We start from the raw sequence: 25,264 nt of genomic DNA, 5'->3' as shown, positions 1-25,264 counted from the left end.
CGCCGACGGAAGCAGCGGATAGCGTGGCAGCGTTGGATAGCGGCTACGCGCTGTTCCCGGCGACCGCCTGCCAGACGCGGTTCTGGCATGAGCAGAAGGCCGCGCCGCACGCGTCGGCGCTGAACATCGCGTTCCGGCTGCAACTGTCGGGGCCGTTGAATGCCGCGAGTCTCGAACAGGTGCTCGCCGATCTGGTCGCGCGCCACGAAATCCTGCGCACCGGTTTTCTGATGACGGGCGCGGGGTTGCGTCAGCAGGTGTGGAGCGACGCGCCCTTCCGTCTCGACGTGATCGATCTGAGCGGTCTCGACGATCAGGCCGCGCTGGCCGAAGCGCAACGCGTGGGCGGCGAGCAGGCGCGCACGCCGTTCGATCTCGCCTCGCGCTCGTACTTCCGCGCCGTGTGGCTGCCGCGTTCGTCGACGCAAGGCGAGCTGCAACTGACCTTCCATTCGCTCGTGATGGACGGCTGGTCGTTTGCGATTGTCGTGCGCGAACTCGTCGAAGGCCTCGCCGCGCTGCATGCGGGCAAGGACGCCGCGTACGCCGACGTCGATCTGCATCACGGCGACTACGCGCTGTGGAAAGAAGAGTTTCTCGCCAGCGGCGCGCTCGATCGTGCGCGCGCGCATTGGCGCAACGAGCTGCGCGATTTCAGCCGCTTCGACGTGCCGGGCGACCGCGCGCGTGGGCAGGAGCGGCGCTTCCAGGGCGCGATCCGCTCGATCCTGCTGCCGCTCGAACTGAGCGAGCATTTGATCGCGGCGGCGAAGGCGCAAGGCGTGACGCTGTTCAGCGTGGCGGCGGCGAGTCTCGCCATGGCGTTGCAGAAGGCCACGGGCAGCTCGAACACGGCGCGCGTCGCCATCGGCACGCAAATGTCGGTGCGCGACCAGCAGGAACTCGAAGGCGTGATCGGACCGCTGATCAACACGGTGATCCTGCGCCTCGACGTCGCGCCGGACAGCACGCTCGCTTCGGTGATCGCGCAATGCGGCGCGAAGCTCAGCGACGCCATCGAACATCTGCACGTGCCGTTCGAGGAGATGCGCGAGATGGCCGGCGAAGCGGCAAGCACGGATCGGCCGCCGCTGTGTTCGGTGAACTTCGCGTTGCAGCAGAGCTTCGTCGGCATGGGCGACGAAGTGCGCCGCGACGCGTTCGCCGCGACCACCTCGCCGTCGTTCAACGCGGGCGCGCTCTACGACCTCAACTTCTTCATGGTGCGCCGTCCGGAAGGCTGGCGCATTTCGTGCGAAGGCGATCTCGATCTTTACGACGTGGCCACCCTCGACGCGCATCTCGCGACGTGGCGCGACGTGCTGCAGAACGTGGAGATCACGGCGCCGGTGGCTGCGCAGAAAGCCGCGCCCGTCCATTCACAGGCTCAAGCACAAACGCAGACGCAAATCGCAGCGGGCGTCGGCAACAGCGCCTTCATCAGCCAGGCCGAGATGGACGCGAAGGTGCAAAGCGTCGTGCGCTTCAACGAGGACGGCACGCAGACGCCCATCATCGTGCTCAACAACGTCGCCGTGTTCTACGAACTCGCGCAGCAGGTGGGCGCGCAACGCGCCATCGTCGACATGCCGATGGTGCCGAAGACGCCGCAGCACTTCCCGCCGCGCGCCTTCGAGGACATCGCCGCCGACGCCGTGCGCCTCATCAAGCGCATTCAGCCCGAAGGCCCGTACATCCTGATGGGTTATTGCGTGCTGGGCGCGATGGCGCTCGAAGCCGCGCATCAGATGCGGCGCGAAGGCGACACGGTGGAACTCGTGATCCTCAACGACTCGTGGCGGCCCGGCTATCGCGAATCGATGCCGTGGTACGACAAGATCCTGCGCAAGATTCAGGTCCGCAGCGACGACATTCCGCGCGACTTCCGCGCGACGAGGCGCGGCGAAATGTCGGCGATCCATTTCCTCCAGCAATTCCGCACGGTGCGCTGGTTCCGCCTGATCCAGATCGGCCTCAAGCTCGGCCTGCTGAAGCAGGATCCCGGCGGCAACGCGGTCGACGAAAACCTCTGGTATGGCCGCAATATCGGCTATCTGCGCGAGCAACAGGCGCGCTACCGTCCCGCGCCTTACGACGGCAACGTGCAGATCTTCCGCAGCGCGCAGGTGCTCAAGGGACGTCTGTTCGCGAACGACATGGGCTGGGGCGACGTGGTGACGGGCAAGCTGGTCGTGACCGAAGTGCCTGGCATGCACAACCAGATGTTCCGCGCAGCGGGCTCGGCGGTGATGGGCGAACAGTTGCGCAACCGCCTGGCGGGCATCGAGACGCAAGGTGTTCGCAGCGATGTCAGCAGCAGCGCGGCGAACAGCGCGGACGACCGCGACGCGCCCGCTCCCTTCACGCGCCCGGCGCACGCCTGACGACACGCAAGGATCGCTTCATGTCGCCTTCGCGCAGAGTGCTGGTGGTGGCGTTTTGCAGCGCGCTGACGCTCGTCGCGCTGTGCGTGAAGCTGGCCGCGCCCGGCCTGTTTCGCCGCGCGCCCGTGGCGATGGCCGCGACGGCGGCGGCGGCGGAACGGCCGGACGCGAAGATCCGTTTCGCCGTGCTCGGCGACTCGGACAGCCAGTCCTACCACGACACGCTGATGCTCGGCGGCCCCGACGTGCGCGGCGGCGCGTGGCGCGCCACCACCTGGCAGTGGACCGAAGTGCTGGCGCGCCTGCGCGGCGATCAGGTCGATCTCGGCGCATGGGGCGCTTGGGGCAGCGGCAAGGTGCGCGCCTACGTGAACGAAGCGTTCGGCGCGTCGGCCCGCACGCCGCGCAAGGACGACTATCGCTACGACTTCGCCGTGAGCGGCGCGAATTGCAGCCAGTTGCTCGGGCATTCGCAGCGCCAGGCCATTCGCCTCGTCGAGTTGATGGACGGCGAATCCGAAGCCTGGCGCGGCGGCGTCGTGCTGATCCGCATCGGCATCAACGACCTCGGCGATCACGCGGTGCTCGACGCGCTGTCGCACGATCGCAACGCGCCGGAGCCGAACGCGCGCATCGACGCCTGCCTCGCCGAGATCGGCAAGACGGTGGCGCTGATCCGCTCGCATCATCCGGATACGCATGTCGTGCTCGTCGGCGTGCTCAGCAATGCGGACTGGTCGATCGAGTTCGACAGCTGGCAGTCCGGCGCGGCGATCGCCAATATCGATGCGGGCCTCGATCGCTACGACAACGGCTTGCGCAAGCTCGCGGCCGCCGATCGACAGCATGTGGTTTTTCTCGACGATCGCGCGTGGTTCCGCGGTCTATGGGGCGCGCGCGACGAGCAGGGCCGCCCGCGCTACAAGACGGTGCGGCTTCCGCCGGGTTGGGCCGTGACCAATACGTCGGGCGACGATCCGCACAATGCGGTGCTCTCGGACGGGCACGCGGGCGTGGTCTGGAATACGCTCTGGACGCAGCATCTGATCGCCGCGCTGAACACCGCGTTCGGCCTGCATATCGAACCGATCACGGACGCGCAGGTGTTGAGCTTCTTGCAGCCGAGCTTTGCCGCGAATTCTGCGGCTTCGACGCATGCGGCGGCGGGTGGGAATGGCGAGACGTCAGGGACGGCCCCAGCACTGAGCGCCCACGAGTATTCCGCATCTGCACGTGGCTCGCCGTAGCGCCGCCCCGCGATCGACGTCCTTTGAAACTCAACAACTGACTGTTTCGACTTCCGGTTCCGGGAGTGCGCCCAACGCACCCAGAAAAAAGTCCGGAACATCACGGCGACATCGCATATCGAAGCTGCTTGGGAACATGCGATGGCAGAGCGTGAACTGATGATCAGCCCGGCGGACGTAAGTCAACTCCATGGTGTCAGGCATCATGACCCCGCCCACGAACCCCACGAACCCGTGGTTATTGGCGTGAACGTGCACCGGTTGGTGCGACCGGTAAAGCTTTTCCAGCACCCGGGCGATACGCGACTGCAGCTTGCTGCCGCCTAACACGAGAGAATGCACTTCCAGAACGATTTGCGAGAATTGACGCAGCGTCTTTTCGCTCATCGCCTCGAACGTTTCCCACTCGAAACCTTCGATATCCATCTTCAGGATCAGATCCGTTCGCCCTGCGTGGCCGTTACATGCAATCAGGCTGTCGAGGCAATCGAATTGCCCATCCGTGCTCGCCGACGCAGCAATGCCCTTTTTGAACCAGTGAAATCGAGGGTGCTCGACCGGGAGCCGGTCAACGGTGTGGTCGTACTGGTAGATCTCGCACCCCAGCGCGGCCATGTCCAGATCCCACGACACATCGTCGTTGATACCTAGCGAATAGGCTACGGCGTTATGGAGTTGGTGATCGACCATCAAATAACCACCGTCATGCGGTCGGCCCTTGCGGACGAAATCCTTGCCCACCGGATCCATGGGGCGTAAGAGCGACCAGATGCGCCTGGCGGTTTCGCCCATGATGGCGTCGACATTGCCGTAGAGAAGTGGATGCTCGCCGGCCACACGCTCCCTGAGCGCTCGCTCAAGTTGCGTGTTCGTCTGCTGCGCGTGTGTCAATTCCGCGTCCGCGAACGTCTGCCGTCTCGTCAATTCGGCGAGTGTATTCCTTAGCTGATCTCGCTCCGCAAGCAAGCGATCGCGTTCGGCAGTCGTCTGGGCAAGCAATTCAAGAACTCGGCGCACTCTCGGGATGCGTCGATGAAGGCCAAATGGGATTCTCATGTGGCTGCCTCTCAGAATTGTATTTTCGATCCTGCTACGGGCTATCCGTTTCCTTCTTGCTCGATGCCGGATGTATCCGGTATTTGACCCCGATAATTGACGCTATCCGTGACCCGGCGAAATCCGCCCGATTAAACACGTAAAGAATTGTTCATAGAGGTTACAATCCCGTCAAAATTCCAAGACGGAGGGGGCATGGCCCTTGAAAAAAAGGAAAGCTACGACTTTCTGGATGGGCTGCGCGGCCTCGCAGCACTGCAAGTTGTGTTTCTGCACTATTTTTCGTGCTTCCTCCCTGTGGCAGCCGACGCGGGATCAGTCAGCCATTTTGGCTGGGAAACGGGGTTTTCGCACAGCATTCTTTCGTACGCCATCGACGGCTATTCCGCTGTCTATCTCTTCTTCGTGATGAGTGGGTTCGTTCTCGCCCAATCGTTCATCAAATCGGAGCTGTCTGTCTGGCGCGCGATCGCCAAGCGCTTCGTGCGCCTGTTCGTTCCCGTGGCCGTGGCCGCGTTGATCGCTGCCGCCTTGTTTCCACTCATCTACCCTGCCAGGGCAGCAGCACATGCGATTTCGGCTTCCCAATGGCTCGCGGGCGTCTATCAGAACCCGATGTCGCTTCGCTCCGTCATGAAAGACGTTTTGCTCAGTTCGATGCTGGTTGGCTATAACGGCGTTTCGCTGATGCAAATGGCGTTCCCGGATGCCGCCAAAATGTTCTCCCCGCAGGGTTTCGCGCTCAACGCGCCGATGTGGACGTTGCACGGCGAGTTCTGGGGCTCCATGCTGGTTCTGTTTCTCGCGGTCACGTACCGGCGCCTGCCGCCCGTCGCCTTCGGCATGCTGCTGGCGGTCACGCTCTATTGGACAGGTACGAGCCAGCTTTCGCTGTTTGTGATTGGTTTCGGCATGTATCTCGGACGGCACCGGTTGCTGGGCCTGCGCGGCAAGATGCGCGTCGCCGCCGCGATCGCGCTGATTGGCGCTGGCGTGTATATCTGTGTTCACCGCGGTCTTCCGCGTGTGCTCGCACTTGACGTCTGGCTTGTCAATCACTCGAACCTGCGCGCGTATAACGACGCACATTTTGAAAGTTCACTCGGCGCGGTGATGGTGCTGCTCGGCGTGATGCTGCTTCCGCTCGCGCGCCGACTCCTGTCCGCCTCCCCGCTGCATACGCTTGGACGCCTCTCGTTCAGCGTCTATCTGCTCCATTTCCCGATCATGCTTTCGCTCGGGTGCGCCGTGTTCGCGCTGCTCGCACCCCACGGATATTTGATGGCCGTAGGTGTCTCGATCGTCACCGGCACCACCGCGACACTTTTCTGTGCGAACTGGTTTGAACGGTTTGTCGACGCGCCGACGATCCAGTTAGCGAGAAAACTCGCCGCAACTGGCGGCCGTGGAAAGATCACGGCCGCCAGTTGCGCGCAGAAAGCGGCGGGCAACTGAATCGAATCGTTGAGATGAAGGGGGTCCACGTATTGACGAGTCGAAATACCGATACGACCTGATCGTGGACTGACGCAAGCACACAGATGCAGACAGACGCCCGGGTCCTTGCCGACGACGACCGTGAAAAACAGAACCCGCGGCGAACATTGAGTTCTCCTCGCCTCCGCCGCCACGCCGTAATTCACTCGACGCGTTAGCCCGCTCTCAGCCCATCCGCTCGATCAATTCCCGCCAGCAGGCAAGAATCGGTTCGCGCGCGAAGATCTGCAAATGGCGGCGAGCCTGGTCGATTCTGCGCTGACGCTCGTCGGCGGGCATGGCGGCGAGCGCCTGCATGCCCATCGCGATCGATTCGAGTTCGAGCGGATCGGCGTCGAGCATCGCGTCGCCGCCCACTTCAGTCAGAATGCTGGAGCGCGACACGAGGCACGGCAAGTCGTGCTCGATCGCCTCGATCACCGGCATGCCGAAACCTTCGAGCAAGCTCATCAGCACGAAGCCGGATGCGTTGCGGTACAGCCAGCGCAATTGCTCGTCCGTCGTATAACCGGGCAGCACGACGCCTGGCGTCTGCCGCGCGAGATTAATGGCCGTGTCGGCGCCCGGCTCGCGGCCACCCACCACGACATACTGCCAGCCTTGCTGCGCGAGTCTGCTCGCCGCGAACGCCTCGATGCAGCGCGCCTGATTCTTGCGATCGCCCACGCTGCCGACCGTCAACAGAAAACGCGCGCCCACACCGTCGACAGCCTTCGCTTCGCCGTCCTTCACGCCGAGCCGCGTGGGAATGTAAATCACCTTCGACGACGCAAAATCACAGCCATACAGCCGGTGAAATTCCTGCTGCGAGGTCTTGCTGACAAACACCATATGCGGCTTCACGCGGCGAATCTGGTCGTACGCACGCAGATACAGATCGTCGACGCCCGGCGCGAAATACTGCGGATGCGTGATCGGCCCGACATCGTGACACAGCACGATATCGCGCGGCTCCAGCCGATGGCGCACCACGCTCAACGGATCGAGATGCAAGGTCGGACGCGGATCGCGTATCACCGGCAACACCGCGGCGAACGGCGAGCGATACACGCGCGCGAGCGTTTCCTTGTGCGTCAGACGGCCCACGACGCGGCGCATCAGATCGCTGTGCGGAAACTCGTGCCACCGTCCGTAACGCACGCGCGAGACCTGCCCGCCCAGCGTCGAAATAATATCCTTGCCGAGAAATAGCTTGCCGGTGCGGTCGTTCAGCGCCAGCGAAAAATCGACATCGATCGACATTGCTTGCTCCACTATGCGTTGCATCAGCGCGTCGCGCCGGTCACGGTTCGCAGCGATTCGACCAGACTGCGGGCCGCCGACTGCCAGGTGAAGCGCGCCGCCTGGCCGTATCCGCTCGCGATCAGCGATTGCCGCGCGGACACGTCGTCGAGCGCCGTGAGAATCTGCGCGCGCCACGCCGGCACGCTGAACGGATCGGCGTAGAGGGCAGCGTCGCCGCACACTTCGGGCAACGCGCCGAGCGGCGCGGCAATCACCGGACAGCCGAGCGCCATCGCTTCCAGCGGCGGCAAGCCGAAGCCTTCGGTCAGCGAAGGAAACGCGAGCGCCCCCGCGCGCTGCATCAGACCGACGAGTTGCGCATCGCTCACGCGGCCCGCGAATCGCGCGTTCGGCGGCACGACATGGCCGAGCGATTCGAAATCCGCGCGCGTCGCGCCGCCGAACAAAACCAGTTCGATGTCGCGCAATGCCGGATCGGCAAATGCTTTTAACAACACGCCGATATTCTTGTGACGCTGCGTATTCGCGAGCGCCAGCACGTAACGCTCGGGCGTGAGTTTCAACGCAGCCAACAGTGTTTCGTCGGGACGCACCTGAAAAACATGATCGCAGCCGTTATGCACCACGACGATCTTGTCCGCGCTCGCAATGCCGTAACGCACCAGTTCCTGTTTCGAGAACTCGGAAACAGTGAAGATGATCTTGTGCCGCTTGCCAATAAAGAAATATTGAAACTTGTACCAGAGGCGGAAAGGCAGCGAATAGGAATCGGGCGACGAATACACCTGCGCGTCGTGAATCATCGTTGCCGAATCACGGTGCAGCAGCGGCCCGAGATTGCAGAGGTTGAGAATGAAATCGCGGCGCCGCGCAAACGGAAAATAGCACTGCTCCCATGCAATGCGATGCATGCGGCGCGCCCAGCGGCTCTCGCGAATGCACGCGATATTGCGGTAACGCGGCACGTTCACGCGATCTCTCACCACCAGCGCGTAATCGACGTCGCCGCCTGCGTGCGCGGCAATCAACGCGTCGGTGGCCGCCACGAGCTGTTCGGCCACCCGATGCACGCCCGTCGGCGCCGCGCCGAAGAATTTGCCGTTGAACGCAATCGTCCTCATAGTTTTTCCGCGCGCTCGGGCGTCAGTCGGCCGCGCACGAAATCGCAGACGCCGATCCAGTTGCCGCGCAAGCGCCCGCGCCGGTCGACCCACGGTTCCGGCACGAAGCTGCGCACGACATTGCTCGATACATTGCGCAGCACATGACGCAGCGCGTCGCGCAGCGGCATGGTTTTCTTCTGCACCAGATACAGCGGATTGATCACCTGCGAATAGCCGAACTTGCGCCCGGATACGCGTCCGCGCTTGACGCCCATATGCACGCCCACCGCCGTATTGATGCGCACGACGCGGCCGCCGCGATTCCAGATCTGGCCGCCGAAATCGCGATCCTCCTGCCAGCCGTACAGCACGAGACGTTCGTCGAAACGCAGCCCCGCAATGCTGCTGCACCGGAACGCCATGTTGCAGCCGTAGGGACCGCCGGTCGGCGCGATGTGCATGTCGCCCGGCAGGTCGTTCGTGTTCGCGACGATCGCGCGCGCTTCCTCGTACGAGTAGCCGGGGCCGTGAATGCCGTCCGCGAGCACGGTGCCCGTCACGCAGGCAATCGAGGCGTCGGTTTCGAGCGCCTTCAATGCCTCGGCGATCCAGCGGCCATGCATGAGGAAATCGTCGTCGAGAATAATGACGACGTCGAAATCGGACGGCACATGATCGAGCGCGCGATTGCGCTGCACCGAACTGCCGGGCCGCCCCTGGATCACGAGCAGGCCGGGCCGCGAGCGCAGGTCGCCGACGTCCGCATCCGACACGCAGGACACGATGATCAGATCGGGTTTGACCGTTTGCAGGTCCACAAAGGCGACGACCTGCTGAAGAATTTCCGCACGCCCCAGCGTCGGGAAGATCACGCAGACTTTCGGCTTCTTGTCGAAAGGAGACGGATTCATTGTTTTACCTGTTGCGAAGTTATTCGCGCCAGCGCGCCAGTCGCGCATTCAAGGACACTGCATTGCCATTGCCGATAAAACCGCGCAGCAAGCCCGCGCGCGAGACGCCGAAGATCAGCATCGCGAGCAAGGCGGTTTCGCCGATCAAGCGTGCTTCGGCCATGCCTTCCGCGCCGCGATAGCTGGCCAGCGGAATCGCCACCAGCAGATTCACCAGCGCGCTCGCGAAGCCCGTCCACAGCAACAGTCGTTCGAGCTTGCGCGGCAAGATGAAATACAGACCCAGCACGCGCGTGCACACGCTGATCGGCAACACGAACACCATCAGGTTGAGAATCGGCACGGCGGGGCGGAATTCCTGACCGAATGCGAGCGGCACGAGCCAGTCCGAGAGGGCTTCGGTGAGAATCACGCCCGCGATCGCGCCCACGAGAAACACGGCAAAAATGCGCCGCGCGAACCAGTTGGCTTTCGCTTCGTCGTGCGCGACCAGATACATGACTTTCGGCGCGAGCACCTGGGCGGCGGGCGCCATCACGCCCAAAGCGGCGGCGATCAGACGCTCGGAGATCCCGAACGCGCCGACTTCGGCGGGCGAGGCCATCAGCGACAAAATGTACGACGACGCGGCAAGCATCAGAATCGCCGTGCCGTTGTAGAGAAAGATCGTGGTGGAACGCTTGATCAGCGCGAACGCGGCACGCAGCGGCACGAGCCAGCCCGTCGACTCCTTGCGGACCAGCCAGTAGGACACGCCGGTTTGCAGCAGCCCGGAAGCGAAGGTCAACGGAAAAACAAGGCCGACGTCCGAAGGCTTGTGAATGAACACGAACAGCATCATGAGCGACAGCGCGAGCCCCATGACTTCGATCGCCATGTTCGTACGCACGCGGCCCGTGCTGGAGAAATACCAGCCGAGATTGAACGCGGCGAGAATGCCGCCCGCGACGATGAAGAACGGCGCGTACGGCACGCTCGAAATCACATCAGAACGAAATGCCGCGATCAGGCCGATCACTACCGCCGGTGCCGCGATCACGAGGCGCGCCGTGAAATGCTCGCGAAAGACCACGTCGTGATGGCCCGCCTGATCGGTTTGCACGAGTTCGCGTCCGCCGACCGTCGACAAGCCGAAGTTCACGAACAGCCAGAGCGAATTCGACAACGACGTACCGGCCAGCACCACGCCGTAGCCGCCCGCGCCCAGCACGCGTCCGTAATAAGGAATCAGGACGAGCGGATAGAGGTAGCGAAACGCGTACGACAGGTAGACGGCGAACAGATCGAGTTTCGACAGCGAGGTGTCGAGCTTTTTCATGATCCCCCCTGCGAAACCCAGCGCGCACGCGCCATCGCGCGACGCGATACGCGCGGCGACAGGGCTCCGGCCGCCGCCGCGAAGATGTAGAACGGCGCGCCCAGTTCGAACACCCCGGCGGAAGCGGAGGCCACGATGAGCGTCGCAATCATGCCGTGACGAGCCGCGTAGCAGATGGCGCGCTCGCTGAAGCCGTACGCGCTGGGGATCGGCGTGAGCAGCGACGTACCGAGAAACATGCCGTAGCACACCACGCCCACCACGCCGAGATTCGCCAGCACGACGATCAGGAAGCTCGACGTGCGAATGCTGCCGAGCCCGACGCCGATGCCATAGGTATCAAGAAAGTTGGTGACGCCCTGCGCGTTCCAGCCCATCCGCTCGACGCCCGACGAACTGCCGGCCTTGCTGAACACGGCCGTGTTGAAGAAGTCGGTGATCGCATTGGCCACGCTCGGCAGGAACAGAATCACGTAAAGCACGACCAGCAGCCCCGCGCAGGCGCCGACCACCCAGAGCCGCTGCTTGCGCGCGATCGCCGAACGCGAGATCACGCCGGGGCGGCTGAACACGAGCACGCCCGCGTAAGCGCCGAGCCCGACATAGGCCGTGCCCGACGTCGACAGCAGCAGCAAAATGCCCGTGGCCAGCGCGAGCGAGCCCGCGATTTTGGTGCGATAACCCACGAGCCAGAGATTCAGGCAGAAGATGAACAGCGGCAGCGTAAAACCCGAGAACGCCGAGGTCTCGCTGAAGGTGCCGCTGATGCGCACGAGGCCGCCCATTTCCTCGCCGGTCAGGTCGGCGAATTGAGCGGTCTTGATCGCGGACATCGCATCGATACCGGCCGCGTGAAAGACGATATCGAGGCAACCGGCAACCACGTCGAGCGCTGCCAGCACGAAGATCGCATTCGCGAGCGTTCGATAGACGCCGCGATATTTGAGGAACGCGTAGGTCGTGCAATAGACAATCACATCGCTGACGCAATAGACCGACTGGGACAGATTGCCGGACACCGGCCCGAGCGGTTTGAGCAGCACTTCCTGGCTGCTGCGGTCGACCGGATACACGAGCGTCGAGCCGAGCAGCAGGCGCGGCAACAGGATCGCGCCCACGACGCCCCATACGCAGGTGCACAGCAGCCAGAAGCCGGGCTTGTCGAGCGAGACCGCATCGGCGAGCGTCTTGCCGCCGGCGAGATTGAACGCCCGGATCGCGAAAAAAGCCAGAAAGAGTTGCGCAGGCAAGATCCCGATGCTGCCGAGGCCCACCGCCTGTGTGCTGCCAAACAGCGCAAACACCATCATCGCGTAGATGGCGCAGCGATGCGAGGTGTACAACGCCACCAGTCCGGTGACGAACACGATCAACCCGTATATCGACACGTCCCTGCCCCCAAGATTCGTTCGCCCGCCGATCACGCGCGCGCGATGTCGCTCATGTCGTCAGGCCTGCTTATGGCGGCTGCTCAAGGCACACTCGAAGCGCGCTCGAACAACCGTCATGCCGACTGCCACCGCCGCACCACTTGTGGCGCATCGGTGAAGCCCTTGCCGGCGTCCATCGCGCGCTCCACCACGCTGAGAAACTCCTGTTTGAAGCGCTCTTCGGTGAAGCGCATCGCATTGCGCCTGCATACCTCGGGCTTGAGCGCGGGCTGACGCTCGAAGCGTTCCACGGCTTCGACGATGGCCTCCACGCTCTGCTCCGCGAAGAAGAGGCCGGTGCCACGTTCCGGGTCCGGCGAATCGATCACGATCTCGCGCGAGCCGCCGCGTCCGAATGCGATCACCGGCGTGCCGCACGCCTGGGCTTCGACCACCGAAATGCCGAAGTCTTCTTCCGCTGCCACGACGAATGCGCGCGCGCGTTGCATGTGATCGACGAGCACCGAGTCGGGCTGATAACCGAGCAAGGTCACGTTCGGCGCGGCGCAGGCTTTCACGCGCTCGAAATCCGCGCCGTCGCCGATCACGACGAGACGTTTGGACGGCATCGCCGCGAACGCTTCGACAATCAGCGGAATGCGCTTATACGGAACCATGCGCGAAGCGATCAGATAGAAGTCCTCGTGCCGATCGCTCAATTCGAAACGCTGCACGTCGACGGGCGGATACACTACCGTCGCTTCGCTGCCGTAGGCCTTGCGAATACGCCGCCCCACGAAGGCGGAATTGGCGACGAAGGTATCGACGCCGTGCGCCGTGCGCTGATCCCAGATGCGCATGTAATGCAGCAGCATGCGCACGATCCAGCTTTTCACGCCGCGCTGCAAACCCGCTTCGGAAAGATATTGATGCTGCAGATCCCACGCATAGCGAATCGGCGAATGCACGTAGCTCACGTGCACCTGATTCGGTCCCGTCAAGATCCCCTTGGCCACGGCGTGGCTCGACGAAATCACGAGATCGTACGAAGAGAGATCGAACTGCTCGATCGCGAGCGGCATCAGCGGCAAATAGCTGCGAAACGACGAACGCGCGCGCGGCAGATGCTGAATGAACGACGTTTTCGCATGACGTCCGCCGAGCTTGCCGCGTTGCGCTTCCGGAAAGAAGTCGACCACGCTGAACAGATCGGCTTGCGGAAACAGCTGGAGAATCTGTTCGACCACCTTCTCCGAGCCCGCATACGTGACCAGCCATTCATGCACGAGCGCGACGCGGCCAAAGCGGCGCGTGTCGTTCGCCGCATTGACCACGTTAGCCACATTGGCCACGTTCGCGAGATTGGCGAGGTTCGAGGCAAGCGTTACATTAGCCACGGCGAAATCTCCTCGATCAGCTTGACGGCGGTGGCGTGCCAAGTCAGCTCCGCCGTGCGTGCGCGGCCACGTTCGCGCAGGGTCGCGCGCAACGCGGCGTCGGCCGTGATGCGTTCGAGCAGTTGCGCGAGTTCCGCTGGGTCGTCCGGCGAGGTGTAGAGCACGGCATCGCCGCACGCTTCCTGCACGGCCGGCAGACGCGAGGCGATCACCGGACAGCCGAGCGCCAGCGCCTCGACCGGCGGCAGCCCAAAACCTTCATAACGCGACGGATACACGAAGCACGCCGCGCGGCGATAGAGCGCGGCCAGTTCGCCGTCGCTCACGTAGCCGAGATGCCTGACGAAGCCGGGCAACGCGTCCTGCCCCGTGCCGTAGACCTTGGCATCGCCGCCGCCCACCACCACGATGTCGAATTGCGCGTCGCGAATCCGGCGCGCCGCATCGGCTACAAGCTGAAAATTCTTGTGACGATTGAGGCTGCCAACGGCGAGCACGAAGGGGCGCTCGCCCAGCGACGCGGCCACCTTGCTCTCGTCCTGTTGCACGCGCAGCATGTGCTCGCCACTCTCGTACACCACGCCGATCTTGCGCGCCGGAATCCGGTACGCGTCGGACAACTCGCGCCGCGAGAATTCCGACACGGTAATCACGCGCTGCGAAACACGGCCGATACGCGGCGCCATCAGCCGATACCACGCGACGAACGAGCGGCTGTAGCTATCGGGCACACGCGCGGGCGCCGCATCGTGCAACACCGTGACCTGACGCCGATACATCAGCGGCCCGGAATTGCAGAGATTGAGCAGCAAGCGCCCACGCGCGGCCTGCGGCAAAGCCAGTTGTTCCCAACGCAAACCGCCGCCCTTGCCGCTCGCACGCAGCCCGACATGCCGGAACGGATTCGCCATGCCCGCCAACGCAGCGGGCACGATGATCTCGCTGCGCAGTCCGGCCACACGCGGATCGCCCGACTCGATCAATTGATCGAGCGCCCGAATGGTCTCGAACGCGAAACGATCGACGCCGGTCGCGCGCCGTCCGAGAAAACGGCCGTTGATCAGCAGATTGGGAGCAAGCGGGTCTTTCATTGGATCGGTCCAGGGCATCGCTCATGACCCGGCGTCATCCGTGCGCGCAAGCACCGCGACACACGACCGGATTCGACGAGCCACACCATGCAATTGGTATGGACCGAAGTGTGGCCGATCTTCCCCGCGTCGAATGTTCGCCTACGCTCATGCCGCGCCATTTCGCGCGGCGCGCGGCGCGAGCGAGGCGCGACCGAAGCGCAAGCAAGGCGCAATGTGCTGCGCACCACGTAGCGAAGCAGTTAATTGGTCCGCTGAAATAAAGACATTTCTATAATTCCTCCGGAACATCCCGCCACGCCGCCGGAGCATCGAGTTGGACGAATGCGTCAGCGCGTCCCGTCTATTCCGGGCGGCGCCTTTCGCCATCGCTGCACTCACCGACGACATCCATGGCACGTCCAACCCGCCTGTACGGCCTCCAGCATTTGCGCTTTTTCGCCGCGTTCGCGGTGCTCGCGCATCACATTCTCGAAGAAGCCGCCGGCAGTTCGCTGGCCATCGTGCCCGCTTCGGCGACGCGCGTCGGCGCGTGCGGCGTCGATATCTTTTTCGTCATCAGCGGACTGGTGATGTGGCATACGACGGGCGGCTTTTCCGCGCAAACGTCGGCACGCCGATTCTTCTCCCGCCGCCTCACGCGCATTTTTCCGTCGTATTGGGCCTGCGTCGCCATCATGGTCGTGCTGGCCGGCAGCGGGCTCGCGTTCAAGCATATGGAACTGGACGCGGTCGGCATCGCCGAATCGGTTTTCCTGCTGCCGCCCACGACGTCGTCCGGTCTGATTCTCGGCGTGGCGTGGACGCTCATCTACGAGCTGTATTTCTATCTCGTCTGCACCGTCGTGCTGTGTTTGCCGTGGCAGCGGCTACGCACGCTGGGCATCGTTGCGCTGCTGGCCGCCGTGCCCTTCGTGCTCGATAAACTCGGCGCAACGGCGCAGGCGCAGTATTACGGCAGTCCGCTCGTGATCGAATTCCTGCTCGGCATTGCGCTCGGTGCGATCGGCACGCATCTGCCCGAGCTGGGGCGGCGCACGTGGCAACTCCTGTTGCTGGTCTGCGTCGCGCTGTTCTGGTGCGCCTCCGCCGCCTCGCCCGACACCGCGACGTTCGGTCTGCCGAATTCGTTCAGATGGTGGGCGTGGGGCCTGCCGTCCATGCTGCTGGTCGCGCTGTTCATGCAGATCCCCGACGATCGAAACCGCATCGGCCGTTCGCTGACGACGCTCGGCAACGCCTCCTATGTGCTGTATCTCACGCACGGTTTCTGGATGAACGCCTTCGCGAAGGCGATCAAAGCGGGCGTGTTTCATTCGACGTTCAGTCTTTATTTCGCCGCCGCGTGCGTGGCCTGTATCGCGGTGGTGTTCGCGCTGGTTGTTCACCGGTATCTGGAGAAACCGCTGCTTTCGAAGCTCGACGGCAAGCGTTCGCGTGTGCGCGGAACGGCCATGAGCTGAGGTTTCAAGCGGACACTGAGGCGCCTGAAAACAAAAGCCCGGCGGTTTTACGTCGGGCTTTTTTACGTCCGGCTTCCGCGTATCGGAGACGATTAAGGTCACTGCGTCGAGCGGCTTTTCATGCGTGTATCGCGCGGTTCAGGATGTTCATCACGGCTTGCATTCCTGTTCGCGCGCGCGGATGTGCGAACCGGAACTAGGCCTTGGCAATTGCTTCTTTGTCGCCATTCACCCGCGCTCGTCCGCATTCATCCGCAGAATGGAAGAAGCCCACCACGTTCACCGTGGTGGGCTTCCTGTTTAACGCTTTCGTGGAATTCAGCGCTGCGCCATGCCCGCGTCTTTCGCGAAACCGTGGCTCGAATAACCGTAAGCGGCATACGCATCGCCGTAACGGCCTGGACGCGAGGTCATATCGTTGAAGATCACGCCGCGAATCGGCACACCGACCTGTTCGAAACGGCGCACCGACTCGCGCAGTTCCGCCACGCTCGTCGTGCCCTGACGCGCGATCACGAACACCGTGCCCGCAAGCTGTCCGATGATGCCGGCGTCCGCGACCGGCAGCACCGGCGGCGCGTCGATCAGCACGAGGTCGTAGGTCTCGTTGGCCCAATCCACGAAATCCTTGAAGCTGTCCTGACGCAACAGTTCGCTCGCGTTGGTCACATAACCGCCCGTGGCCACGAAGTCCACGCCCGGCATCACCTGACGATGCACGACCTGGTCATAGTCCTGCAGATAATCGACCACATCGGTCAGACCCGGGCTGCTCGGCACGCCCGTGTGCAGATTCAGCGAGCCGCGCCGCAGGTCGGCGTCGATCAGCAACACGCGCTTGCCCGATGCGCCGGACACTGCGGCGAGATTCACCGAGACGAACGATTTGCCCACCATCGGCGTCGGCCCCGCGAGCAGCACGACATGATTCGACGCATTCGCCAGCGAATATTCGAGCGCGCTGCGGAAGCTGCGCAGGCTTTCGACCGCGGCGTCGAAGGCCGCCGTATGCGCGAGCACCGTGTTCGTGCCGGGCGTGCCGTTCGGCACGCGGCGCGTGAGCGTATGTTGCAGACGGCTCCGCGGCACGGCAGCGAACACGGCAAGGCCGGTTCCCACTTCGATCTCGTCGACGAGCGACACGCCGCGCTTGAGACGATGACGCACCAGCACGATCGCCGCGCCAACGAACAGCCCCGTGAAGAACGCGGCAATCACCAGCACCGCGCGCTTGGGACGAATCGGCCCTTCCGGCGGCACGGCCGCGTCGATCATGCGCACGTTCGACACGCGCCCGGCCTTGAGCAGACGCATCTGCTCACGGTTGTTCAGCAGGTTCGTGTAGATGTTCGTATCGACGGTGACTTCGCGTTGCAGGCGCACGAGATGCTGTTCGAGCGGCGGCAAGGCGCGCGTCTGTCCCGCGAGTTCGCTCATCGCCTTTTCGGCTTCCGACAATTGACCGTTGATTGCAATCACGGCCGGGTTGTCGTCGGTGAAACGCGCGAGCAACAGCGCGCGTTGCCCACGCAGGTCGGCGAGATGTTGCTGCGCTTGCGCCGAACTCGCCAGCAGCGAGGTCGCTTCGGCGCCCAGATTCACGGCGCCATGTTCGGAACGGAACGTGTTGTATTCGTTCTCGGCCTTTTCGAGCTGATCCTTCAGTTGCGGCAATTGCTTGTCGAGGAAGGCGATCGACTTCTCCGCTTCTTCCTGGGTGCGCTGCGCGTTCTGGCGGATGTACTCGTTGCCGATCGCGTTGAGAATCGTGCTGGTCAGCACTGGATCGCCGCCGTCGAGCGCGACGCCGATCACATCGGATTCCTTGCCCTTTTCCGAAATCGCCAGCGCCGACTGCAACTGCTGGATCGCACTCAGTTCGGAGCTGCGCGAGAGGTTGAACACCACGCCGGGCTCGCCGTCGATGCGGTTCACGAGCAGGTCGATCGTGCCGCCCACCACCGGCGCGTGCAGCGTCTCGCCCACCTTGCCTTCGAGCGTGGTGCCGCCGAACGCGAGCGTGTACGCGCCCTCGCCCTGATACGTCAGCACGAACGGGCGGCCCATCAGGCGCGCCGGCACTTCGAAGCTCGACACCTCGATGGCTTCGTCGCCCCACGCATAACCGCCCCAGCCGGACCAGTTCGAGAGATTCAGATGCTGCGCGGCCCAGCGCCCCACGACCGGAAAATAGCGCGGCGACGCATGAATATAGAGCTTGGTCGCGTTGACGGCCGCCGAAACGACCATGCGCGAACGCAGCACTTCCATTTCCGCCGAGGCCTCGGTCTTGATCGCGAACTGCGAAGACAGATCGGCGAGCGCCGACTTCGCGGCGTTCGGATTTTCCTCCACCTGGATCAGCATGTCCGATTCATACACCGGCGCCGCCAGCAGCGCATACACGCAGCCGACGAGCGTGCACAGCACGGTCGCGACCAGGATCGTCTTGCGGCCGGCATAGAGCGTATCGAGCAGATTGCCCATGTGTCCGCTTTCGGGCGCGACCGGCATCATCGAGTCGGCCGGCCCCTCAAGCAAATATTCGCGCTGATTCATTTTTATCCTCTCCGTGACGAAGGCGCCGAAAGGCGCGCTTCGCGTTCATGCGGACATCAGTAGCCGACCGCGCGGGTTGCTGCCGCGGCCTGCGTCGTCGGCAAAATCAGGCTGATGACACGGCTCCACTTGACGAGAGAAGACGTATCGACAAACACCACATCGTTGGGCTTGAGCTGGAACGAATCGGCCGTGGCCATCGCCGACGCATTGCTCGCATCGAGATGGAATACCGTGGGCTGCGAAGTATCGCGGCCGCGCACGACGTACACCTGCGAAGCGTCGCCCGACGCCTGGCTGATGCCGCCCGCGTTACCGAGCGCTTCGTTGAGCGACATGTGGCCGTTGTTGAACATCACGCCGCCCGGACGCTCCACTTCGCCCACCACGAACACCTTGCTGTCGGCCTGCCCGAAGACGCGCACGAGATCGCCGTCGCGCAGGATGATTCGGTCGGGGTTGAAGCCCTTGCGGATCATCTCCGGCATATCGACGACCACCGTCGTATCGCCGCGCGTGACCGCGACCTGCGAGCGATCGGCGTTGCTCGTGAAGCCGCCCGCGCGGTTGATCGCTTCGGGCAAGGTCATCGGGCGGTCGTTGAGCACTTCGACGCCCGGCGTTTTGACCTCGCCGTCCAGATACACGCGCTTGCTGCGATAGGTCTGGATGCGCACCGTCACCTGCGGCTGACGCACGTATTTCGCAAGCTTGTCGGCGAGCGCGTCGCGCACGCCCATTTCCGAGAGCCCTTCGACTTTCAGCGGCCCGATATAGGCGTACTGGATGAAGCCGTTGGTATCGACCGTATAGCCCGACGACACCGAACTCGCGCCGCTGCCGTCGCCGCCGCCGCCCGACATCGGCAGGTTCAGTTCGGGGTGGTCCCAGACCACGATGCTGAGAATGTCGCCGGGACCGATTTCATACGGCACGGCCTTGGCGAACAGCTTCTGCACGTCGGTGGGAATGCCCGTGGGGCGCGCCGCCGCTTCCTTCGTCACGAGGTCGCGCGTGATCTCGACGAGCGTGCCCGAGGGCGCGCCCGCGAAGCCTTTGGCCACCACGCTGTCCGGCACGTTCGAGCCGGGCGCGCCTGTGCCGGTCGCGCCCGCGTTCGCCTCGCCGGACGTGCCGCCGCCTTTCGCGGGGGCGTACGTCATGCCCGGCGCGAGCGCGCAGCCGCCCAGCCCGGCCATCGCCAGGCACACGACCCACAAGCCGACGCGGCGCTTCGCGCCCGCGCCAATCGATTGATACGCGTTCGTTTCCATTGACCTACCCCCATCCGTTGCCCATGTTCCGCGTCATTCCGTGTGACGCGGATACCTGGTCCGCCCGGCGCAAACGCGCCGCTCATTTCCCCTGCCGAATCCGGTGTTCAAACAAGACGACTCAAGCAATCTCAGTACGCGCCGCTGCCGCGAATCACGACGAAAAACGTCTTGAACAGAATTCCGATGTCGCGACGGAAGGTCCAGTTCATCACGTAGAACACGTCGAGCGAGACGCGCGTAGCGTAGTCGATATCGTTGCGGCCGCTCACCTGCCACAGTCCGGTGATGCCCGGCGTCGCCATCAGGTAATACTTGCGCGCGTCGCCGTAGCGTTCCAGTTCCTGATCGATGATCGGGCGCGGGCCCACGAAGCTCATTTCGCCGCGCAGCACGTTCCAGAGTTGCGGCAGTTCATCGAGACTCGAATGGCGCAGGAAGCGGCCGATGCGCGTCACGCGGATATCGTTTTTAAGCTTGAATTCGCGCTCCCATTCGGCCCGCGCTTCCGGATCGCGGGCGAGCAGGTCCTTGAGCACCTGCTCGGAATTCACCACCATCGAGCGGAATTTCAGGCAACGGAACGGCTTGCCGTGACGGCCCACCCGCGTGTGCCCATAGAACGCCGCGCCGCCATCGCGTTTGACCAGCAGCGCCACGACGAACAACACCGGCGAAAGCAGCACCAGCGCGCTGAGCGCCGCGACGATGTCGAACATGCGCTTGAGCGCGTGACCGACCACGGCGGCGCGCACCGAACCCATCTCCACTTCGATCGGCTCGCGATGCCACCAGGCGCGCGTGAGACGCAGCACGCTGAATTCCGAAAAGAACAGCGTGTGCGAGGCCATCAACGAGATGCCGGTCGTCAGCGTCCAGTAGATGAACCACGGCAGTTGCAGCAGATGATCGTGATGAATCGCGTAAAGCAGCACGAGGCCGCAGAGCTGCACGGCGAGCCACGCGAGCGCCGTGCGTCCCGCGACGCTGAAAATCGAGCGGCTGCCGCGCGAGCCGTAAGTGCCGCACGCCGGAAACACCGAGAGCGCCAGTGCCGCACAAAACGCCACCAGCGTCGGATCGGGATGATGTGCCGCGCCGACCTGCGTGAAATTCAGGTTCAGGTGCACGGCGCACACTGCGCCCAGCACGATCAGCACCACGTCGACCGTGCGTTGCGTCAGTAGCGAACTTCGCGTCAGCTGCGTTCCTTGCGTCAGCTGAGGCCCTTGCGTTAGATCTGACATGTCCTACCCCAGTGCGTGTCGTGTTCATCAGACGTTTTGGGTCTGACGTGGTCGTCCTCGGAGAGCGAACGCACGCTCTCTCTTTGCCTGGGGATGCAGATTCGTACTTCGCCCGCCCCAACAGGCCACAGCGACACATTACGGTGTGGACAACGGGCAAACCGTGCGCAATCCCACCAACGGTTTGTGTTCGTGGCGGCGGCTTCGTGGCGAGGCACGCACACCATGAAGCACGCCATGCGCGGGCGAGGCGATATGTACGGTCTCGCACATTCGCCGTGTCTTTTCGTGGCTTCTTTTTTGTGTGATCTGCGTTTTCTCTTAGCAGCGCGCGCGTGGCGATTTACGCCATTTAATAGGAATCCGTATTATTGGCGACGCAATTTTTTCCGTGATGTGTGCGGCGGGACACACAAAGCGATTCCTCTGCGGAATGCCGCATTCGTTTTCCCCATTCGTTTTCACCATTCGCTCGCCGCGTTCGCCTACGCACACACTCGCGCGCTCACTCCGCCGCAGAATGTCGGCAAACCGCACCACGCGAGGAACCTGCCGTGAAGCTCTCTATAAACGCAGCCCGCCCGCACGCGCCTGGGCGCCTCGTCGATACGATCATCGGCGCTTGCGCCGTCTTCGGCCTGATAGTGGGTCTCGCCGCAACGCCGGCACACGCCGCCGATGCGGTGCGCGCGATGCCCGCCAGCGATTTCATCGACTCGCTCGCGGTCAACACGCACGTGAATTACACCGATGGCGCCTACGTGAACGTCCACAACATCGCCGACGATCTCAACTGGCTCGGCATTCGCCATGTGCGCGACATCGTGCCGAACGGCTCGCCGCCCTTCGACAACTATGTGTACCTCGCGCGTCGCGGCGTCAAATTCAATTTTCTCGTGCGCACCAATATCGACGAATCGATCGCCCAGGCCGTGGCCTTGAATACCGCCGTGCCCGGCAGCGTTGCCGCCATCGAAGGCTTCAACGAGATCGATAACTTTCCGGTGACTTACAACGGGCTCAAAGGCGCCGCCGCCGGGCTCGCCTCGCAGCGCGACATCTATAGTCGCGTGCAGACCACGCCCGCGCTCGCGGGCGTGCGTGTGTACGACGTGACAGGTTATGACCCGAAGGGAGTCGACACGCGCACGAGTTCCGCCGATTATTCGAACACCCACGTCTATCCGCAAAACGGCGAACAGCCGAGCTATAACGCGAACGGCGACCACTGGCTGCCGGCGGCCCTCGGCTCGGTGAAGAAGTTCGAGTTGCCGGTCGTCGTGACCGAATTCGGCTATTTTTCGATGCCGCAATCGGGCTGGTACATGCTGGGCGTGGATGAACCGACCCAGGCCAAAGGCGTGCTCAACGGCTATATGGATGCGGCGGCGGCGGGCGTGAAGCGGCTTTTCGTCTACGAGTTGCTCGACCAGAAACCCGATCCGCAAAACAAGAACGCCGAAATGCATTACGGCATGTTTCGCAATGACAACAGCCCGAAGGTCGTCGCGCACACCATCCGCAATCTGACGACGATTCTGAACACGAACACGCCGCATCGCACCAAAGCGGCCGCGCGCGACACGCTCGCGTACACGCTCTCCGGCATGCCGGTTTCGGCGTACAGCTTATTGCTGAAGAAAAAGGACGGCCGCTTCGTGCTCGCGCTCTGGAACGAAACGCCGATCTGGGATCGGGCGAAAGGCACGCCGCTCGTCAGCCCGCCGGTGCCCGTTCAGGTGGGTCTCGGCGCGAACGCGCGCCGCGTGGATGTGTACGATCCGATGGTGTCCGCCGAGCCGCTCGCGACGCATCGCAATGAAGGCCAGATCAGCGTGGACGTGCCCGATCACCCGATCCTGCTGGAAATCACGCCCGCCGGTACGCCGGGCACCTGATTTCGATTCATTCGGATGACGAATTAAATGGCCGTGCTGAAAAGCCTGATAAAACCCGCCTGTGGGCTTTAACGTTTGACGAGCGCGCGCAGCGCGAAGAATGGCCGATACACCGACGGACACGCCGCGTACAGAAACATGCGGATGCGAAAACCGAGTTTGATGTGCGGCCTGCGCAGCGCGAGCATGAGGCGCTCGCCGAAACCGCGCGCCGCGAACAGATCGCGCACGTAGCACTCGCGCGCGAGCTTGGGCACGAGCAGCGCGCGCATCGCGTCGCCGACACCCGCGATATCGGCATCGCGTTCGAATTGCGCCGACTCCACGAGGCCGAACGCATTGGTCTGCTTCACGCGCGCGATGAACTGCTCGACCGTGCGCAGCCGCTTCTTGCCCGACAAGCCTCCGCGCCGGTAACGCACGAGCGGTTCGCGCAGGCTGACCGCGCCGCCCGACATCACGGCGCGAAACGTCATGATCTGATCTTCGGCCATCGCGCCCGGCAGCATCGGCCCGAAGCGCTCGAACAGCCGCCGCGACCACGCGTGCGACGCGCCCACGAGCCACGGACGCTCGCGCGCCCAGTCGTCGAAATTGCGGTACTGGCCGAGGTCGGTCGGCGCGATGCGGCCCGCCTCGCCGTCTTTGCCTTGCTGCCCCTTCGCGCCTTCGAATTCTTCGAGGTCGGACGCGATCAGGTCGATCTTGCGTCCATGCGCGTTCCAGCATTCGACGAGACGCTCGCAGCGTTCGGGCGACGAAACGTCGTCGCCGGCCGTCACGACCAGCAGGTCGCCCTGGCTTTTCGCCGCGAGCTGGGACAGATGCGCGCTGATGCCCGCGTTTTTCTCGTTGCGGTTGAGCACGACGCGATGCGGTCCGCGATAGTCGCGCACGGCGGCTTCGATGGCGGCGAAGGTGCCGTCGCTCGAACAGTCGTCGGAGATCAGGATTTCGAGCGGCGAATAGCGTTGCGCGAGCGCGCCCGCGACGGCATCGGCGATCACACCGGCCTGGTTGTAGGCGATGAGCAGCATCGAAACCAGCGGGCGCGAGGCGTCGTTCGCGGACACGGCAGGACCTGCCTCAGTGCGTTCGTCTTCCAGGTTCATCGGCGATGGGCGGCCCGTGCAGGCGGGCGAGTGGGACGAGTGGGGTTGGCGCCGCCGGGAGGCCAGTCCGGGCGGCGCGGGCGGCCATACTATCATGCGGCCCCGTTGACCCGGAACGCCTGACCGGCGCGCCCTCCGCACCGTGGCGTCGGGCCGACACCGCCGTGCTCGCTCACACCCCCGCAGGCTCGCCGCGCGCGAGTTCGAGACGCTGGGCGCCGAGCCGGCAGATTTCGGCGCGGCAGCGGCGCACGTGGCGTTCGGCCAGCTCGACGGCAACCCCGACGCCGCCCGCCCGAATCGCACCAATCAGCTCGGCATGCTCCGCATACGTTTCGCCGACGCGCTCGCCGTACACGAAGCCCAGCCGGTACACCACGTGGATGCGGTCGGTCACGCGCCGCAATGCCGCTGAAAGCTCGGCGTTACCCACGGCGTCGACGAGCGCGAGATGAAACGCCTCGTCGAGCGCGGCCACGCGGCGCGCGTCGGTGAGCCGAGCCGCCTCCGGCACGAGCCAGATCGCGCCCAGCGCGTCGAGCGCCTGCACCGCCGCGCGATCGCCGCGCGCGTGGCGCTCGCAGAGTCGGCGGATCGCGAAGGTTTCGATCAGCTCGCGCATTTCGTAAAGATCGTCGAAGCGGCTGAAGTCGATCGGCGCGACTTCCCAGCCGCCGCGCACGTAGCCGCGCATCAGGCCGTCGCCCTGCAGGCGCTGCAGCGCTTCGCGCGCGGGCGTGCGCGACACTTCGAAGCGCGCCGCGACGGCCGCCTCGGTCAGCCAGACGCCCGGCAAGAGGCGCAGCTCGAAGATGTCCTCGCGCAAACTCTCGTAGACGCGGTCGGCGCGCGACGCTCCGCCGCGTGCGGCGCGCAGCGGCGTGGGCGAGCTGGTGGCGTTAAGCGGGTTGGGCGAGCGCGTGGAAAGCGTCGAAACGAGCGAGCGGGCGTCGAGCGCGGAGGCCGGCGGCGTCAACGGCGCGGCGGGCTGTGCGTTTGTTTGCACATCGGCGCTCGCAAGCGGCGACGGCGACGACGGAATGAGTAGATTGGGTTCGCGCATGATCGGCGCAATTATCGGCAGCGCGGCAA

General features: G+C 63.9%; 18 protein-coding genes. 5 read left to right on the top strand and 13 right to left on the bottom strand.

The window, feature by feature from the left end:
• Positions 1–23 precede the first annotated feature (23 nt).
• Positions 24–2,384, top strand: coding sequence for a condensation domain-containing protein (locus SB764_RS19190; protein WP_410864343.1), 2,361 nt, complete (start codon positions 24–26; stop codon positions 2,382–2,384).
• A 20-nt stretch (positions 2,385–2,404) separates the two neighbouring features.
• Positions 2,405–3,631 carry an SGNH/GDSL hydrolase family protein gene (locus tag SB764_RS19185; RefSeq protein ID WP_410864341.1) on the top strand — a complete coding sequence of 409 codons (1,227 nt, stop codon included), beginning with the start codon at positions 2,405–2,407 and terminating at the stop codon, positions 3,629–3,631.
• Between the two features lie 30 nt (positions 3,632–3,661).
• On the opposite strand, the gene SB764_RS19180 is transcribed toward SB764_RS19185, so the two are convergent.
• On the bottom strand, positions 3,662–4,630 hold the full coding sequence (locus tag SB764_RS19180) for an FkbM family methyltransferase (protein WP_410864339.1): 969 nt from the start codon (positions 4,628–4,630) through the stop codon (positions 3,662–3,664).
• A 252-nt stretch (positions 4,631–4,882) separates the two neighbouring features.
• On the opposite strand from SB764_RS19180, the gene SB764_RS19175 reads away from it, so the two are divergent.
• A complete protein-coding gene (locus tag SB764_RS19175) occupies positions 4,883–6,142 on the top strand; it encodes an acyltransferase (protein ID WP_321892792.1) in 1,260 nt (419 codons plus the stop codon).
• A gap of 207 nt (positions 6,143–6,349) precedes the next feature.
• Here the strand turns inward: SB764_RS19175 and SB764_RS19170 are convergent, their stop codons facing one another.
• The 7 genes from SB764_RS19170 to SB764_RS19140 form a co-directional block, all read right to left on the bottom strand.
• Positions 6,350–7,426: a glycosyltransferase gene (locus SB764_RS19170; RefSeq protein WP_161495532.1), complete on the bottom strand. Its 1,077-nt coding sequence runs from the start codon at positions 7,424–7,426 to the stop codon at positions 6,350–6,352.
• 23 nt (positions 7,427–7,449) lie between these two features.
• Positions 7,450–8,550 (bottom strand): glycosyltransferase family 4 protein, encoded by a 1,101-nt coding sequence (locus SB764_RS19165; protein WP_410864337.1) that lies wholly within the window; start codon positions 8,548–8,550, stop codon positions 7,450–7,452.
• Complete coding sequence (locus SB764_RS19160; protein WP_065057235.1) at positions 8,547–9,443, bottom strand: glycosyltransferase family 2 protein; 897 nt, start codon at positions 9,441–9,443, stop codon at positions 8,547–8,549. Before SB764_RS19160 ends, SB764_RS19165 begins: the two co-directional genes overlap by 4 nt.
• Positions 9,444–9,462: 19 nt before the next feature.
• On the bottom strand, positions 9,463–10,761 hold the full coding sequence (locus SB764_RS19155) for an oligosaccharide flippase family protein (protein WP_074981671.1): 1,299 nt from the start codon (positions 10,759–10,761) through the stop codon (positions 9,463–9,465).
• Entirely contained in the window at positions 10,758–12,149 is a 1,392-nt protein-coding gene (locus SB764_RS19150) for a hypothetical protein (protein WP_110325538.1), read from the bottom strand. The genes SB764_RS19155 and SB764_RS19150 overlap by 4 nt, the downstream gene beginning before the upstream one ends.
• A gap of 116 nt (positions 12,150–12,265) precedes the next feature.
• Positions 12,266–13,483, bottom strand: coding sequence for a glycosyltransferase family 4 protein (locus SB764_RS19145; protein WP_065057367.1), 1,218 nt, complete (start codon positions 13,481–13,483; stop codon positions 12,266–12,268).
• 32 nt (positions 13,484–13,515) lie between these two features.
• Positions 13,516–14,619 (bottom strand): glycosyltransferase family 4 protein, encoded by a 1,104-nt coding sequence (locus tag SB764_RS19140; protein ID WP_110325537.1) that lies wholly within the window; start codon positions 14,617–14,619, stop codon positions 13,516–13,518.
• Between the two features lie 392 nt (positions 14,620–15,011).
• Here SB764_RS19140 and SB764_RS19135 point away from each other — a divergent pair, with 392 nt between their 5' ends.
• Positions 15,012–16,082 carry an acyltransferase family protein gene (locus SB764_RS19135; RefSeq protein WP_176080418.1) on the top strand — a complete coding sequence of 357 codons (1,071 nt, stop codon included), beginning with the start codon at positions 15,012–15,014 and terminating at the stop codon, positions 16,080–16,082.
• Positions 16,083–16,400: 318 nt separating this feature from the next.
• On the opposite strand, the gene SB764_RS19130 is transcribed toward SB764_RS19135, so the two are convergent.
• The 3 genes from SB764_RS19130 to SB764_RS19120 form a co-directional block, all read right to left on the bottom strand.
• Positions 16,401–18,641 carry a GNVR domain-containing protein gene (locus tag SB764_RS19130; protein ID WP_074981664.1) on the bottom strand — a complete coding sequence of 747 codons (2,241 nt, stop codon included), beginning with the start codon at positions 18,639–18,641 and terminating at the stop codon, positions 16,401–16,403.
• Positions 18,642–18,697: 56 nt separating this feature from the next.
• Entirely contained in the window at positions 18,698–19,915 is a 1,218-nt protein-coding gene (locus SB764_RS19125; RefSeq protein WP_124263307.1) for a polysaccharide biosynthesis/export family protein, read from the bottom strand.
• A gap of 131 nt (positions 19,916–20,046) precedes the next feature.
• Positions 20,047–21,162 (bottom strand): sugar transferase, encoded by a 1,116-nt coding sequence (locus SB764_RS19120; RefSeq protein ID WP_065057229.1) that lies wholly within the window; start codon positions 21,160–21,162, stop codon positions 20,047–20,049.
• Positions 21,163–21,716: 554 nt separating this feature from the next.
• Here SB764_RS19120 and SB764_RS19115 point away from each other — a divergent pair.
• Positions 21,717–23,060, top strand: a complete 1,344-nt coding sequence (locus SB764_RS19115; protein ID WP_322005726.1) for a calcium-binding protein — start codon at positions 21,717–21,719, stop codon at positions 23,058–23,060.
• A 68-nt stretch (positions 23,061–23,128) separates the two neighbouring features.
• Here the strand turns inward: SB764_RS19115 and SB764_RS19110 are convergent, their stop codons facing one another.
• Positions 23,129–24,172, bottom strand: coding sequence for a glycosyltransferase family 2 protein (locus SB764_RS19110; RefSeq protein WP_408583053.1), 1,044 nt, complete (start codon positions 24,170–24,172; stop codon positions 23,129–23,131).
• Positions 24,173–24,344: 172 nt separating this feature from the next.
• Positions 24,345–25,235: a GntR family transcriptional regulator gene (locus tag SB764_RS19105; RefSeq protein ID WP_410864333.1), complete on the bottom strand. Its 891-nt coding sequence runs from the start codon at positions 25,233–25,235 to the stop codon at positions 24,345–24,347.
• Positions 25,236–25,264: the final 29 nt, after the last annotated feature.

Source organism: Paraburkholderia sp. SIMBA_027 (assembly GCF_046535315.1).
Taxonomy (GTDB): domain Bacteria; phylum Pseudomonadota; class Gammaproteobacteria; order Burkholderiales; family Burkholderiaceae; genus Paraburkholderia; species Paraburkholderia tropica.
The sequence above is the reverse complement of the archived record's forward strand: the minus strand, read 5'-3'. Positions and strand labels throughout refer to the sequence as shown.